This is a genomic window from Mycolicibacterium gilvum (genome assembly GCF_900454025.1).
GTDB lineage: Bacteria > Actinomycetota > Actinomycetes > Mycobacteriales > Mycobacteriaceae > Mycobacterium > Mycobacterium gilvum.
This window is the reverse complement of sequence record NZ_UGQM01000001.1, coordinates 3,824,978-3,840,290: the sequence shown is the minus strand read 5'-3', so window position 1 is coordinate 3,840,290 and position 15,313 is coordinate 3,824,978. Positions and strand designations below refer to the sequence as shown.

At 65.4% G+C, this 15,313-nt stretch carries 11 protein-coding genes and 3 pseudogenes; 7 read left to right on the top strand and 7 right to left on the bottom strand.

Annotation, left to right across the window (positions count from 1 at the left end; translation table 11 throughout):
- Window positions 1–47 precede the first annotated feature (47 nt).
- A complete protein-coding gene (locus DYE23_RS17935; protein WP_115329017.1) occupies window positions 48–1,265 on the bottom strand; it encodes a L,D-transpeptidase in 1,218 nt (405 codons plus the stop codon).
- Between the two features lie 688 nt (window positions 1,266–1,953).
- Here DYE23_RS17935 and DYE23_RS17930 point away from each other — a divergent pair.
- The 3 genes from DYE23_RS17930 (at window position 1,954) to DYE23_RS17915 (ending at window position 4,845) form a co-directional block, all read left to right on the top strand.
- Window positions 1,954–2,166 carry a hypothetical protein gene (locus DYE23_RS17930; RefSeq protein ID WP_067387077.1) on the top strand — a complete coding sequence of 71 codons (213 nt, stop codon included), beginning with the start codon at window positions 1,954–1,956 and terminating at the stop codon, window positions 2,164–2,166.
- 129 nt (window positions 2,167–2,295) lie between these two features.
- The gene (locus DYE23_RS17925) at window positions 2,296–2,952 is read left to right on the top strand and encodes a DUF305 domain-containing protein (protein WP_067387076.1); all 657 of its coding nucleotides are present in this window, start codon (window positions 2,296–2,298) and stop codon (window positions 2,950–2,952) included.
- Window positions 2,953–3,438: 486 nt separating this feature from the next.
- Window positions 3,439–4,845: an IS1380 family transposase gene (locus DYE23_RS17915; protein ID WP_016341434.1), complete on the top strand. Its 1,407-nt coding sequence runs from the start codon at window positions 3,439–3,441 to the stop codon at window positions 4,843–4,845.
- A gap of 380 nt (window positions 4,846–5,225) precedes the next feature.
- Here the strand turns inward: DYE23_RS17915 and DYE23_RS17910 are convergent, their stop codons facing one another.
- Window positions 5,226–5,597 carry an ArsR/SmtB family transcription factor gene (locus DYE23_RS17910; RefSeq protein ID WP_067387074.1) on the bottom strand — a complete coding sequence of 124 codons (372 nt, stop codon included), beginning with the start codon at window positions 5,595–5,597 and terminating at the stop codon, window positions 5,226–5,228.
- 78 nt (window positions 5,598–5,675) lie between these two features.
- On the opposite strand from DYE23_RS17910, the gene DYE23_RS17905 reads away from it, so the two are divergent.
- The gene (locus DYE23_RS17905) at window positions 5,676–7,688 is read left to right on the top strand and encodes a heavy metal translocating P-type ATPase (protein ID WP_115327814.1); all 2,013 of its coding nucleotides are present in this window, start codon (window positions 5,676–5,678) and stop codon (window positions 7,686–7,688) included.
- Window positions 7,689–7,726: 38 nt separating this feature from the next.
- On the opposite strand, the gene DYE23_RS17900 is transcribed toward DYE23_RS17905, so the two are convergent.
- Together DYE23_RS17900 and DYE23_RS17895 are read right to left on the bottom strand one after the other, a co-directional pair.
- Window positions 7,727–8,926, bottom strand: a complete 1,200-nt coding sequence (locus tag DYE23_RS17900) for a sensor histidine kinase (RefSeq protein ID WP_115327813.1) — start codon at window positions 8,924–8,926, stop codon at window positions 7,727–7,729.
- Window positions 8,923–9,663 carry a response regulator gene (locus DYE23_RS17895; protein WP_115327812.1) on the bottom strand — a complete coding sequence of 247 codons (741 nt, stop codon included), beginning with the start codon at window positions 9,661–9,663 and terminating at the stop codon, window positions 8,923–8,925. Before DYE23_RS17895 ends, DYE23_RS17900 begins: the two co-directional genes overlap by 4 nt.
- Before the next feature lie 388 nt (window positions 9,664–10,051).
- On the opposite strand from DYE23_RS17895, the gene DYE23_RS17890 reads away from it, so the two are divergent.
- The 3 genes and pseudogenes from DYE23_RS17890 to DYE23_RS17880 all read left to right on the top strand — a co-directional run bounded on the left by DYE23_RS17890 (window position 10,052) and on the right by DYE23_RS17880 (window position 13,058).
- On the top strand, window positions 10,052–11,161 hold the full coding sequence (locus DYE23_RS17890; protein WP_115327811.1) for a PLP-dependent cysteine synthase family protein: 1,110 nt from the start codon (window positions 10,052–10,054) through the stop codon (window positions 11,159–11,161).
- A gap of 348 nt (window positions 11,162–11,509) precedes the next feature.
- A pseudogene (locus DYE23_RS31490) lies at window positions 11,510–12,093 on the top strand (tyrosine-type recombinase/integrase).
- A complete protein-coding gene (locus DYE23_RS17880; RefSeq protein WP_115327809.1) occupies window positions 12,090–13,058 on the top strand; it encodes a tyrosine-type recombinase/integrase in 969 nt (322 codons plus the stop codon). Before DYE23_RS31490 ends, DYE23_RS17880 begins: the two are co-directional and overlap by 4 nt.
- Before the next feature lie 171 nt (window positions 13,059–13,229).
- On the opposite strand, the gene DYE23_RS17875 is transcribed toward DYE23_RS17880, so the two are convergent.
- From DYE23_RS17875 to DYE23_RS17865, 3 genes and pseudogenes are all read right to left on the bottom strand, one after another.
- Window positions 13,230–13,643, bottom strand: coding sequence for a hypothetical protein (locus DYE23_RS17875; protein WP_147292296.1), 414 nt, complete (start codon window positions 13,641–13,643; stop codon window positions 13,230–13,232).
- A gap of 511 nt (window positions 13,644–14,154) precedes the next feature.
- A pseudogene (locus DYE23_RS31485) lies at window positions 14,155–14,262 on the bottom strand (tyrosine-type recombinase/integrase); the annotation flags it as partial.
- Window positions 14,263–14,396: 134 nt separating this feature from the next.
- Window positions 14,397–14,942: pseudogene (locus DYE23_RS17865) on the bottom strand (transposase family protein); the annotation flags it as partial.
- Between the last annotated feature and the right edge of the window lie 371 nt (window positions 14,943–15,313).

The following is a 15,313-nucleotide window of genomic DNA, read 5'->3' as shown; positions in this document are numbered from 1 at the left end:
CCGCCTGTGATGATTATGCAGCGTTGATCGGTACTGTTCGGTGTAGCTCAGAGGTTCGCATTTCCTGCTCGCCACTGTTCCCACGGGATGTTCCAATCGCCAAGACCGTCGGTACCGGACAGTGTTGGACCCACGGTGTTGACGACTTCGACGATGTCGCCGCGCTTGGTGTTCTCGTAGAACCAGACGGCATTCGCGGGGCTGACGTTGAGGCAGCCGTGGCTTACGTTGGCACGACCCTGACTGTTGACCGACCATGGTGCTGAATGCACATAGATGCCGCTGTAAGACATCTGCGTCGCCCAATCGACGTCGAGCCGGTAACCGTCTGGCGAATTGACCGGCACGCCGTAGGTCGACGAGTCCATGATCAGATTCGGGTACCTGTCGCCGATGATGTAGGCGCCATTGTCAGTGGGTGTGCTGTCTTTACCCATGGACATCGGCATGGTCTTGACCAATTCGCCGTTGCGCCTGACGCTCAGCGTCTTGGTGGTGTCGTCGGCGGTGGCGATGATCTGGTCGCCGATGGTGAACCGGCTGCTGAGGTCGTCCTGGCCGAACAAGCCGTTCCCGAGGTCGACACCATACGTTTTGACCGAAACCTCAACGGTAGTGCCGGGTTTCCAGTACTCGGCCGGACGCCAGCGGACCTCGCTACTGCTGAGCCAGTAGAACGCTCCGTCCACCGGCGGAGTAGTGACGACCGAAATCGCGTTCTGGGCAGCCAGACGGTTCGGGATGTCCTCGTCGAAGCGGACGGCGATGGGTTGGCCGACGCCGACGACTTCGCCATTGTTGGGCATGACGTAAGGCATCGTCAGGTTCTTCGGCGACTGCGTTTGGAATGTCATGCTGTTGCGTGTGATGCCGCCGAGTCCGAGCGCTTCGGCGTGCAACGTGTACTGCTTGTTGTAGCCCAGTGGCTCGGTCGTGGCCCACGTCACTCCATCTGGGCTGAGCTGCCCGTCGACCGGAATGCCGTCTGCATTGACCATGGTGACCGGGCCGAGGACGCCGTCGCCGGCGGTCACCGCGACAGGAGAGTCCACCGCCACACCGACGGCACCGTCTGCCACTGAGGATTGCAGCGTAGGTACCAGTAATTCGCTATACGGGTCGCCCTTGTCTGCGATCACTTGCGGTGGCCGCGGGGCCGCGTTGCTGCTGCATCCTATGAGCAGCACCGTCAAGGCCACCACCGTCCCGGCGATGAGCCCGAGCCGAGTGTTCCGCCGACCGATCCGTGAAGTCCGCCGCCGCAGCAGCATGGCTACCCCTTTTCTGCCGTCGTCTCAACGCAGATGCGACGGGCTGCAAGCCTCGATGTCCTGCGCCGTCCCGCCGCGTTGCACACGTAACCGCCATTCATGGTCGCCGCTCGGTGTTTTGCTTTCCTGCTCCTTCGTGGAAGGCTCGGTAAAGGTTTGAACGTCGCCTTTGACCTACAACACGAGCGTGTCGCCACCGAAGCGGCTACTGCATCGATACGTACATCGTAACTACCCCGCGGCGCAAAGGTGGGTTGACTGCGCGGCGCGAGCGGGCCGAGTGCACCTGATACACTCGGTGATGGGAGGGTCTGGCGCGTCAGGGTGAAATCCTCAGCTGCTACTGGGTATGCGTAGTTGTTACGTATGTAATGAGGTCAGCTGGGGTCGTACCCCAGCGAATCGCCGGCGCCGCGGTGTTGCGCGGCGCACGACTGACGCTCGCAGAGTTGCTTCGGTACTCGGTTGCGGCGGGCGCATGAGCCCCGGTGATCGCGGCCGATTATCGCGACGCTTGGGCTGTTATGAAGTGGTGGGAGGCTTGAGGTCGTGACCGGGGATGCTGCGGTCGCCCCGCTTCCCAACGAGGTCGATGCTGTCTTGTTATTCCTCGTACACGACTTGACGCGCAGCCCGACGGCTGTTGAACACGCCCTAGCCGCAGAAGGTCCAGGCGCTTCGAGTGGTGGCCTTCGACGCATTGCACGCCACCCACCGGATGGCTATGCCGGTCGACATGATCGTTGAAGCCATCGACCGTCGTCATGTGACTACGTTGGAGCGGTTTGAGGCACCGTGGAACGTGGCTCGTTTCGTTCCCGATCCGAGGGTCGGCCGAGTGCTGGCCAGTGTGCACATGTTTTCCTCCGGACACATGGCGGGCCATCACGACTAAGGGATCGGCGACAGAAACGCTAGCTCCGGCGGTCAGGGTCTTTACCGATTCTTCATCGAACATGGACCCGACCCTTTAGGTTTTGCCTGCAGGCTGGCTAGCTGCGCAACGAAAGGAATTCGCGTGCAAATGAACCGGATAATCGGCATCGCCGTCGCTGCAGTGGCGGCAGCGCTCGCATTGAGCGCCTGCAGTAACAGCTCACAAAGCGAACAAGACACGTCGTCGATGACTACCTCGGCGGTGGCCACCCCGTCGTCATCCGCTTCTGCAAGCAACGGCGCCCAAGCTCAAGCGCACAACGACGCCGATGTCACCTTCGCCCAAGGGATGATCCCACACCATCAGCAGGCAATTGAGATGAGCGACATGCTGCTGGCTAAGCAGGGCATCGATGGGCGCGTGGTGTCGTTGGCCAACGAAATCAAGGCGGCTCAGGGCCCGGAAATCCAGCAATTGCAAGGCTGGCTATCAGAATGGGGCGTGTCTTCCACGACGTCTCCGGGCGCCGGTATGCCGGGCATGCCCGGCCATGACATGGGCAATATGGGCGGCGGCGGCATGATGACCGAGCAAGACATGACCGCGCTTCGTAACGCGCAGGGTGTCGAGGCGAGCAGGCTGTTCTTGACGCAGATGATCGAGCATCACCGAGGTGCGGTCGCGATGGCGCAGACTGAGGTCGACAACGGCCAGTTCGCGGCGGCGATCGAGATGGCACGTTCGATCATCGCCTCGCAACAAAAAGAGATCGAGACCATGGAGCAGATCCTCGGCTCGCTGTAGGGGTGCCAGAAAGCTAGGAGCGTCGAGCTCTCCTCGATGTCCCCGTGCCGGTGATTCCCGCCGGCGCGGGGACCCTTGCAGCGATCCGCAGGTCAAGAAGTTTGGAGGGCTTGAACCTCGATCGCCGTCTTCGCTGCGGCGAGATGTGTTGGCCCACTTGGGTCACCGGAATTTTTTGTGCCGAAAGCCGAAAACGTGATCCTGCTCGGACGACCCAGGCCTCGGCAAAACACTGGGCGATCGGGCTCGGGCATGAAAGCTGCCCACGCCCGGTACTCTTCAACACCGCCAGCAACTGGATCACGCGCCTGTCGACCGCGCACCACGCTAATCTCCTAGCGCCAGCTGAAAAAGATCCGCCGCTAGCCCGGATTTTTCGTGGAATGTTGACTGTGGGGGTGTGTAGATAAGCGAAAGTGCCTGTCCTGCAAGGAATAATTGGACTTCTCTACGGTTCAAAAACCCTGACGGGAAGGCACTTCGCAGGTGAAGAATATCGCGGCGGCATCGCCGGTGAAAGTTTCCGCCGACGGCCATGGCGTTGTGTCGCATGCCGGGATGGGCATGCTGCGTGAGCTTGCCGACCGGACCGGCTTATCGGCGCAGGTCACGGCCGCGTTGGCCGACACCTACCGCGGCCCGTGGGTGTATGCGCCTGGGGAGGTGTTCGCTGATCTGGCGGCCGCGGTCGCCGACGGCGCGGACTGCATCGACGCGGTCGGTCAGCTGTGCGGTGACCGGGAGCACGTCCTGGGGGCCAAGGCCTCAACGACCACCATGTGGCGGCTGATCGATGAGCGGATCGATGCCGCGCATCTACCCGGGGTGCGCGCAGCCCGAGCCGCGGCGCGGGCAGCGGCCTGGGCTGTCGGAGCCGCCCCCACCACCGGCGGCTGGCTGCATATCGACATCGATGCCACGCTGGTGATCGATCACTCCGACAACAAGGCCGGGGCTGCGCCGACCTGGAAGAAAACGTTCGGGCTGCACCCGCTGCTGGCGTTTCTGGACCGCCCCGACATCGCCGGCGGCGAAGCCCTGGCCGGGTTGCTGCGCAACGGTAACGCCGGCTCCAACACCGCCTCCGACCACATCATCGTCCTGCACCAGGCTTTGGCATCGCTGCCAGCGGCGTGGCGGCCCAACCCCGACGATCCCGACAACCCCGAGGCCCCGAAGGTGTTGGTGCGCTGCGATACCGCCGGATCCACCCACAAATTCGCCGCAGCGTGCCGGGCCGCCGGGGCCGGGTTCTCCTTCGGGTACCCCGTCGATACCCGCGTCCAGGACGCCGTGGACACCCTCAACCTCGGCGATTGCTGGTATCCAGCGATCGACACCGACGGCGGGATCCGCGACGGCGCGTGGGTCGCTGAAGCCACCGACCTGGTCAACCTGGCCTCCTGGCCCGAAGGGACCCGGCTGATCCTGCGTAAAGAACGCCCCCACCCCGGCGCGCAGTTGCGGTTCACCGACGCCGACGGCATGCGGGTCACCGCGTTCATCACCGACACACCACCGGGTGTCGTACCCGGTCAGGTCGCCGGTCTGGAACTACGGCACCGCCAGCACGCCCGCGTCGAGGACCGTATCCGCGAACTCAAAGCCACCGGGCTGCGTAACCTGCCCTGCCACTCCTTCTGGGCCAATGCTGCCTGGCTCGAAATCGTCCTGGCCGCCGCTGACCTGGTCACCTGGACCCGCCTCATCGGGTTCGCCAGCGATCGCGCTCTGGCCCGCGTCGAGATCACCACGTTCCGCTACCGGGTCCTGCACGTGGCCGCCCGTATCACCCGCGGCGCCCGCCAACTGCGGCTACGCATCGATGCCACCTGGCGCTGGGCGGCGGCGATCGCCGCCGCCTGGCACCGCGTCCGCACCGCCTTCGGATAACACCCCACCCCATCGGACCCATCAACGATGAAGGACCCACAGGCCCCAGGAAAGCCCGCCCCACCCGGCGACACGGGACAGCACCTCTACGCCACCACACGAAAACCACTACCCAACAACACAACTCGGCATCACACCGAACCCACACCAATTACCACGCAAAATCCGGGCTAGCAGCCGGGCTCGGTCATGGTGACCCTCAGTCTGCGTTCGGCCGCTGGGAAAAAGGTTGTCCGACACAGTGGTAGCCGCGATTATGATCGATCGCCTCGTGCATCATGACGCCGATCAACGCTGATGCCGCACAAATCGACTGCTGCCCCGTTCAGTACCCTTTGATCGCGAAACCCATGTCATGCTTAGGCATTGACGTGAATGACCTAGCGTCGCGATGACGGGCGGCGTCGGCTAACCGGTTCTGCGGTGGTGGGGTCGGCGGTGATGGTGTCGGCGCCGAAGAGCGCTTGGCTGAGCACTCGCAGCACGTCGGTGTCGGCGGGCGAGTAGTAGACGAACGTTCCGTCGCGGCGGCTTTTGACCAGGCCGGCCAGCCGCAGCTTGGCCAGGTGCTGGCTGACCACTGTGGGCGCGGCATCAGCGAGATCGGCCAGGCACGCCACCGACGTTTCACCTTGCAGCAGCGCCCACAACACCTTGACCCGGGTCGGGTCGCTGAGCATGCGAAATGTCTCCGCGGCCCTGGTGACCTGCTCCTGGGTGGGCATCGAGAAACCCGCAAAGGACGAGTGCACGGCCAAAGTATAGCGCCGTCTGCGTGATGATCTGCCCATCTGAGCGCGCATTTGCGTATATACGCGAATGCGGCAGCTATGAATCCGGTGACCACTGACGTGCAACACGCCACCACCGCGCTGCAGCGCTCCCCGATCGACTCCTGGCCGGCGCGCCGATCCACCGCCTGGTCGTTACCGGAGGTGCGGTGGGCAGTGGCTGCGACCGCACTGTTCGGGGCGGGGTCGCTGGCGCAGCTCGCCGGGGGGCCGGTCTGGCTGTACTGGGCGCTGTATCTGGCCTGCTATGCCGCCGGCGGCTGGGAACCCGCCCTGGCAGGGCTGAAAGCCCTGTTGGACAAGACCCTTGATGTCGATTTGCTGATGGTGGTCGCGGCCATCGGCGCGGCCGCCATAGGCCAGGTCTTCGACGGCGCCCTGCTGATCGTCATCTTCGCGACCTCCGGGGCGCTGGAGGCGGCGGCGACCAAACGCACCGAAGACTCCGTGCGCGGACTTCTCCATCTGGCGCCCGAAACCGCCACCCGCATCACCGATTCGGGTGAGGAGATTGTTGATACCGCGACTCTCGACGTCGGCGACGTGCTGTTGATCCGTCCCGGTGAACGCATCGGCGGCGACGGCGTGGTCCTCGAGGGTGCCAGCGAGGTCGACCAGGCCACCATCACCGGTGAAGCCCTGCCCGTCGACAAGACCGTTGGTGACGAGGTGTTCGCCGGCACCGTCAACGGCACCGGCAGCCTGGGGGTGCGGGTTTGGCGCCCAGCCGCCGACACCGTCATCGCCCGCATCGTGGCCATGGTCGACCAGGCCAGCGCCAGCAAGGCCCGCACCCAGCTGTTCATCGAAAAGGTCGAACAGCGCTACTCAGTCGTCATGGTGGCCGCCACGATCGCGTTGTTCGTCATCCCGATGCTGGTGGGCTCCGACCTGCAATCAGCGCTGTTGCGGGCCATGACATTCATGATCGTGGCGTCACCGTGCGCCCTGGTGCTCTCCACCATGCCGCCACTGCTGGCCGCGATCGCCAACGCCGCCCGCCACGGCGCGCTGGTCAAATCCGCGGTCGTACTGGAAAAACTCGCCGGCATCACCCACGTGGCTTTCGACAAGACCGGCACACTCACTGAGGGAACGCCGCAACTCATCCACATTCGCCCCCTGCCCGCGGGCCACCTCGACGACACCACACTGCTAAGGTTGGCGGCCTCCGCCGAACACCCCTCCGAGCATCCGCTGGCCCGCGCTATCGCGGCCGCCGCCCACCACGCACAGCTCACCATGGTCGCGGCCACCGACTTCACCTCGACCCCCGGGCGCGGAGTGCGAGCCCGCATCGGTGAGAACATCGTTGAAGTCGGCAGCCCCGCCCTACTCCAAGATCACGACACCGCCGCCCACGCCACCGCTCGCGAACTGGAAGACACCGGCCATACCGCCGTGATCGTGCGCGTCAACGAGGCCCCCGCCGGGGTCCTCGGATTATCCGATCGTCCTCGCGAGCAGGCGGCCGACGCCGTTGCTCACCTCGCCACGCTCACCGGCGCCCAGCCGATCCTGCTTACCGGCGATAACCGCCGAGCAGCGGCCCGCATGGCCGCCGATCTGGGCATCACCGATGTCCGGGCCGGGCTGCTGCCCGAGGACAAAGTCAGCGCCGTCCGCGAGCTTGAAGCCAGCGGCGCCAAAGTCATGCTGGTCGGTGATGGAGTCAACGACGCCCCGGCCATGGCCGCCGCCCACATCGGCGTCGCCATGGGACGAAGCGGCTCCGACCTCGCGCTGGAAACCTCCGACGCCGTAATCACCCGCGACCTGGCCACTCTTCCCGCCGTCCTTGAATTGGCGCGCCGCGCCCGCCGTGTCGTGGCCGCCAACCTGATCATTGCCGCCACGTTCATCGCGGTCCTGGTCACCTGGGACCTCGTCGGACATCTCCCGCTGCCGCTGGCTGTGGCAGGCCATGAAGGCTCCACTATCCTCGTCGGCCTCAACGGGTTACGACTTCTGCGCGCCAACGCCTGGCCCACCGCCGCCAAACGCCGCGGTAAACCCAGGGAGACAGACCGATCTGACACGACACGCCGCTAATTACATAGCCCGGCCGCGGACGTGGACAGATTGTCCAATTAGGGTCGGACGTGCAGGTCTTGAGACGCTGGCCTCGGCAAGTCTGGTCGGCGGTGCTCGGACGTGGCGACCGGAAGTGTGATGATGAACGTGGCTCCGGTGCCCGGGCCTTGGCTGCGTGCTGTGATGGAGCCGCCGTGTGCCTCGACGAGTGCTTTTGCGATTGCTAATCCGATGCCGGCTCCGCTCTTGTCGTGGGTGCGTTCTGCTTCCACGCGGTAGAACCGCTCGAATACGTGCGGAAGGTGTTGGGCGGGAATGCCTTCACCGGTGTCGGAGATGCTGACTTCGAGCTGGTGACGGTCTATGTGGACGCGGACGTCGACGTGGCCGTGCGGCGGTGTGTGCCGCAATGCGTTGTCAAGCAGGTTGGCCATTACCTGAGCGAGTCGCTGCGGGTCGCCCGAAACGGTAGGCACGCGGGGTGGCAGGTGTGCGGACAGCGTTACCTGTTTGGCTCGGTAGCGTTTGGCGGCGGCGCTGACCGCGGTCCTGACCAGCTCGGCGATGTCGGTGTCAGTCGTCGTCATCGATGCGGAGCTTTCCTCGGCTTGTGCCAGAGCGGCGGCATCTTGAGCGAAACGCACCAGCCGGCGTGTCTGATCACGCAGCATGGCAACGGTGGTCGGAGTCAGTGACTCGACACCGTCTTCGACCGCTTCCATATAGGCTTCCAGCACCGCTACCGGGGTGCGGATTTCGTGGGCCAGGTCAGCGAAGAGGTGGCGGCGGGTGGCGTCCACTGCCTGCAGGCGCCCGGCCATCTGATTGAACGCAGCCGCCAGCGCGTCGAAGTCCTGCCCGAGGTGCGGTGGAGCTACCCGCACGGTGTAGCGGCCGTCGGCGACCGCGGTCGCTGCTGAGGCTACCTCTGTGACGGAGCGCTGCAGGCGCCGGCTGATGTACCAGCTGACCGCGAAGGCCGCCAGTGCCGAGACCGCCAATGCGCCGCCCACCGCGGCGACCATGGCGTACTGGTAGGCCTCCTCGGCATGATGTTGCTCGGCCGAATGTGGCGCGACGCCGGCCTGGCGCAGGTGGTCACGAAACAATGGTGGCCCTACGATGGCGGCGACGATCCAGGTGGTCAGCGCACCGGCCAGTAACACCGTGGTTTGAGCGACCAGTAGTCGCATGCCGATCCCCGGGCGCCACCAGGCGCGCACCGGCGCTCGTTGGGCGTTCGCAGGCGTGCTCATTGTCCGCCTCCCATCCGGTATCCCACGCCGCGCACGGTCAGCACATAGCGCGGGGTGCTCGCGTTCTCGCCCAGCTTGCGTCTCAAATGACCGATGTGGACGTCGACGACGTGCTCGTCGCCGACCCACGGTCCGTTCCGCACCGTTTCGAGTAGCTGGCGGCGAGTCAAGACCACGCCCGGGCGCGCAGACAACGCACTCAGCAAGTCGAACTCGGTGCGAGTCAACCGGATCGGCTCACCATCGAGGTGCACCTCTCGGGCGGCGATGTCGACTTGCAGCTTCCCGAAGCGCCGCGGCGGCGCGGCCTGGTCGCCTCCGGCCACCGTGCGCGGCCGGCGCAGCAGAGCGCGGATACGGGCCACCAACTCGCGTGGACTGAACGGCTTGGTGATGTAGTCGTCGGCGCCGACGGTCAGCCCCACGATGGTGTCCATTTCCGTGTCACGGGCGGTGAGCATCACCACGTAGGCATCAGAGAAGCTGCGCAGCTGCCGGCACACCTCCAACCCGTCGGCGCCGGGCAACCCCAGGTCGAGCACCACCACGTCGGGATCAAACTCACGCGCCAGAGCCACCGCTTCCGAGCCGTCAACGGCGGTGCGGGTTTCGAACTGTTCGCGCTGCAGATAACTGGCCACCACTTCGGCGAGCGCCGCCTCGTCGTCGACGATCAATGCCCGGTAGCCCGGCGCGCCCAGACCTCCCTGAGCTGACGTGCCATCCATGCCGTCCATAGTGCCCGTGAACAGGCACCAACTACACCGATACTCCGCTCGCGGCGGCACACTGGCGCCAGCCGATCGGGTCTTGAGCAAATCTTCACAAAACCTCCACTGAATCAGCGGACGTGGGCGGGCACCTTGGAGATCGAAAGGAAGGCCGGGTCGATACATGGTGCCGTACTGGGGCTGGGAAAGCTGGCTGGTGGCTAGCGGCACGTTGGCCGCATCCTGGACGGCTGTGGTCGCGACGGCGGTCGCATGGTTTGGCGCCTTTTCCAGCGACCGGAATACCCGCAACTTGGGTGTGGCGACGCGCGACATGTCGATTGACTCGGTCGATAAGACCCGAGCGGACGGGCCCCCGAGGCTCGTCCCCGATCGATGGAGAAGCGACGATCACATGAGTCATCCCTTGTCTATCCATGCGCCCGAACTACATGCGGCGCAGTACCGCGGATTGGGCCGCTACGAACGACCGGACAACCTAGTCGGCCGCACACCGGTACTGCGGGTTTCTGAGCCGTTCAGCAGCGCGGACCGCGGATTCTGGGCCAAGCTCGAAGGCATCAATCCCGGTGGCTTGAAAGACCGCCCCGCAATGCACATGGTGGAGTGCGCCCGAGCACGCGGGAACCTGCGTCCGGGGGCGCGCATCGTCGAATCCACAAGTGGCACACTGGGCTTAGGGTTGGCGTTGGCCGGCATCGTGTATCACCATCCGGTGACCGTGGTGACCGATCCGGGTATGGAGCCCATCATCGTGTCGATGCTGCGGGCCTACGGCGCCGACGTCGACATGGTCACCGAGCCGCACCCGACGGGCGGATGGCAGCAGGCGCGCAAAGACCGCGTCGCTGAACTGCTGGCCGAAGACCTCGAGGCCTGGTGTCCCGACCAGTACAACAACCCCGACAACGTCGACGCATACCGGCCGCTGGCCCTGGAGCTCCAAGCTCAGCTGGGCACGGTCGACGTGCTGGTGTGCTCGGTCGGAACCGGAGGCCATTCCGCTGGCATCGCGCGGGTACTGCGTCAGTTCAATCCGCACTTACACCTGATCGGCGTGGACACCATCGGCTCAACGATTTTCGGTCAACCCGCCGCGAACCGGCTGATGCGAGGGCTGGGCTCGAGTATCTATCCACGCAACGTGGACTACGCCGCATTCGACGAGGTGCACTGGGTGGCGCCGGCGGAGGCGGTGTGGGCCTGCCGTACCTTGGCGGGCACCCATTACGCAACGGGCGGTTGGAGTGTAGGCGCGGTCGCGCTGGTCGCGGGTTGGGCGGCACGCACCTTCTCAAGTGACACGACGATCGCCGCGGTTTTCCCCGATGGGCCACAACGCTATTTCGACACTGTCTACAACGACGACTACTGCCGTCGCCATGACTTGCTGCTAACACAGCCGCCCGAGCAGCCGAACGTGATCGACGATCCCACCCAGGAGGTCGTCACGTCATGGACCCGCTGCGCTACGGTGATCGATCCCATGCAAACAGTGGGCTAATGACACTGCCCGGCCTGGTCGTTGTGCGTCACGCCGGCGGATACCGGTTAAAAAGCCCGGAACGGGTGCTGCGCCAATTCGCCGACCACTGCCGGAGGGAAGGCTATTCGGACGGGTCGATCACCGAAGAAGCGGTCGACGGGGTTCCTCTACGACCGTCACCTGCGGCCGAGCACCCTGCGGCGCAACGAGTTGGTCCTGCGCCAACTGGCCGCTCATGCCCAAGCCGCCGGCTGGCAGGCCTGCATGCCGGCCGCGGCAACCCTGGTCCGTGCCCGTCATCAGGTGCCCTAAGTGTTCACCGACGACGAGGTGCGCCGATCGTTCGCTGTAATCGATTCCCAGCCGATGTCCTCATATTCGAACAAGGCGATGGTCGACCCGGTGTTCTTTCGGGTGCTGTATGGCGCCGGGCTGCGCATCTCCGAGGCGCTGAACCTGACCGTCTCGGACGTGGACACGCAGTCCGGGACGCTGAAGATCCGGGACTCGAAAACGGTGCGGTCAGGACCATCCCGATCACCCGCCGGCTGGCCGCGACTGTGGGTTCCTACATCGGGGCCGCGCACCCGGTGCCCGAACCCGACGCTCACATCTTCTGCAGCAGGGCGCCGGGCAGCCCGATCAACCAGGCGAGCGTCTACGTCCGGTTCCGCAGCAATTTGGCCGACGCCGAAATCCCGCATTTCACCGGCGGCCCGCATCGGCACTCGCTGCGTCACGGATTCCCCGTCGCCAACCTGCGGCGCTGGGCCGAAGCCGGCACCGATGTGGCCGCGATGTTGCCCTACCTGGCCTGCTACCTGGGCCACGCCGACCTGCGCGGCACCCAGTACTACCTGCGGCTGACCGCCGATGCCTATCCCGAGGTGATAGCCCATCAAATCCGGTTCGGCTACGTCATCCCCGCACCGGCCGAGGACCAGTCATGACACCGCAGCAGCGGCCGGCGCCGCCCCCGGACCTGGCCGGGCGCCAGCTCGCGAAATTCTTCACCGATCACCTGGCCGGGGAACGCGCGGCCTCGCCGAGAACCATCGCCTCCTACCGGGACGCGATCAAACTCCTGCTGATCTGGTTCAAAACCGCAGAGCGCATACCTCCAGAGAAACTGCGCCTCGCCGACATCGACCGGCCCCACATCCTGCGGTTCCTGGACTGGCTGGAAACCGAGCGCAACTGCTCGGCAGCCACCCGCAACCAGCGCCTGGCGGTGATCAAGTCGTTTTGCCGCTACACCGCCGTCGAGCAGCCCGACCGGCTCGACCAAATCACCCAGATCCTGGCGATCCGGCGGAAGAAGACCCCCGCCCCGGATGCGGGACACCTGACCGGCGACGAGATCAAGGTACTGCTCGCCCAGCCCGGCACCGCCAGTACACGCGCCATCCGCGACACCGTGCTGCTCGCCCTGGCCTACGACACCGCCGCCCGCGCACAAGAAGTCTGCGACCTCAACGTTGCCGACATCCGCCCCGCCAACCCGGTCACCGTGACGATCCACGGGAAGGATTCCACGATCCGATACGTGCCCCTGATGGGCCCGATCGCCGGGCTCATCGCCGACTACCTCGAGCACCGCAAACCGCACCCCGGGCTCGGCGCCGACACCGACCCGCTATTCCACGGGCCCAACCACTCCAGACTGACCAGATCCGGCATCGCCAAGATCCTCGCCCGCCACGTGCGAGCCGTCCGGGCCGACGACCCCGGCTGGGCGCCCGGACTGTCGGTCACGCCCCACACCCTGCGGCGCAGCCGGGCGATGCACCTGATCCAGGCCGGCGTCAACCTGAACTACATTCGCGACCTGCTCGGCCACGCCGACGTGTCCACTACCGAGATCTACGCCCGCGCCGACGCCGAGACCAAATGCAAAGCGATCGAGAACGCCTAGCCACCGACCCCGGACGTGCTGCCGGACTGGACCTCGGATGCGTCGTTGATCGGCTGGTTCGACTCGCTGGGCCGTTGACGCCGCGCCCGTGCTATGCGGACATCCGCAGCAACCCCTAGCCACCAGAAACGATCCGACAGGGCGCATAACCCGGCCGTCCACCTGATGCCGTTATGCGGAATCCACATAACCGGCACAGCTTTGCCGTGCACACCCGCTGGTCTGGTATCGCAGCGGAGCCGACGTCGAGGCCCGGCTGCATGCTGGGTCGATCGCGGCCAAGTGCGCGGCGAAGTGGTTGAGTCGGCTCGCGGTGCCGGTGACGGTGCTGCGGGTATGGCTGGCGGTGAGCCGGTCGAGGTCGGCCACCAACGAGTCCCGCAGGGCGGGGGTGGCATCCCGCATACGCTCGGCAAAGCTTTGCCGTAGCAGGCTGGTTGCGTTCACCGGCTGCTCGGCGAATACGCCGAGATGGAACATCACTTGGGGCAGTGTGCGCCGCGCTGCTGTAATGGCGGCTGGCCTTTCTCGGCCATGTCGCGCCGCGCTGGCAGCCAACAAGTCGTCGAAGTTGTTGTCGGTCAATGTATCGAGTCGCTTTCCGCTCTGGATGAGTAGTCGGCCGATCACCTGGGATGCGGTGGCGCTGCGGGTGTGTTCGGTGAAACCGAGTTCGGCGGCGGCGAGGAATCTGGCCAGGTCCTCCCAACGGTCCCGGTGGCAGGTGACACCAGAACACGCGCAGCTTGCGGCGGATCAGGTAGTCATAACCCGGCCGCAGATGCCCGGCCAGCATCAAGTACATCACGAACGACCGGGTGAGATCAGACATCGCCAACCGCGTCTTGAGCGGCTGGCCGGCCCACCGCTGCGGGTCGGGCCAGTGCCGCAGGAACGTGCGCGCGGCCGGACCAAGGTTCACACTAATCAACCCGAGCCGGTCGCAATGCTCGGCGTAGGCGGCGAGCAGGTCGGCCTCAGGGGCGGGCGCGTAGCCGAGCGCGGGCGGCATCGAACTCCGCGCGCAAAACGATGAGGCCAAATGGATGTAGGCGGCAGCGGAGTCGACATGATCTTGACCCATCAGCGCCTGAATCACCGACAGGTCGACTCCCGCCTCGGCCAGCGCGGTCCTGAACGTATGCCGCAATGTGTGGGGGTGGCCCTCGGCGACGCCGGAGCGCTCGCGGTGATAGCGGAACACGGTACGCAGTTCCCGCCGGGGTCAGTGGCTGTCCGCGGTGGGCACCTTTGGCGACCACGAATAGTGCATCAGCGTCGGTCTCGGGGCGCTCAGCCAGCAGATAGGTTTGGATGGCGCCGGCCACGTCGATGTCTGCTGGCTCCCGCGGCGCGGGCGGTGCTGATCGCGGAGGCGACCATCCGCCCGGCGCCCTTTCCCGAGCCGGTCTTTCCGGCGCGCAACCGCATCTCGGCGCTCATCGGCGCGACGCCTGCGGTGCTGGTCGTGGCTGTCAACGGCGAGAGACCTTTGCGCAGGATCTGCTTGCCGGGGATCTTGCTGTGTCCGTAAGAAGCGCCTTGCTTGGCGTGACCGTAGACCGGGCGCAGCAGCGAGTCGATGTCGATGAACACCTGCCCATCGGCCCCGGGCATCAACTCGACTCGCCCGCACAACGCCACCAAATGGTTGCGCAGCACCGACTCGTGTTGCCGGGCGTGACCGAAGGTGAACTTCCGCAACAACGTTCCCACCGTCGACGGGGCGTATTCGCCACCGAACACGGTCTTCATGCCACCCGAGCGCAGCACATCGATGTCGTCGATGCTGTCGGCCCCAGCGCACATCCCCGCAATGAGCGTGGCCAGTTTCGCCTACCCGGACGCGATCCGCGGCTCGGCAATATGGACCTTGTCGGCCAGCGCCAACGGCACCAGGAAGCGAGCTGCGCGTTTCTCTGGGTGGCTGGGCGGTCGGCCTCCCCAGGGAGATTGCCCCGTCGGCCAGTGCGTCGGCGGGGCACAGCTTGCCCCAGTGTCCTCCGCGCATTGGCGCTTCCGACCGGCCCCAGTCTTGGTCGTCCGTTCCGGCCCGGCTTCGCGCCAAGAACTTTGAACCAGTTCGACGTGAGTGTCAGCCCTCGTCTGGTGATGCTGCGGGCTAACGCGGTTACCCAGGATAGTGGTGTCGCCGCGCCTGGGGTCCGTGTATTAGTTATCCACCTCACATTCGACGAGGAAACCATTCAGCGTGTTCGTTTTCTGCCTGCCTGCACCAATGCCGACCTTCCGCA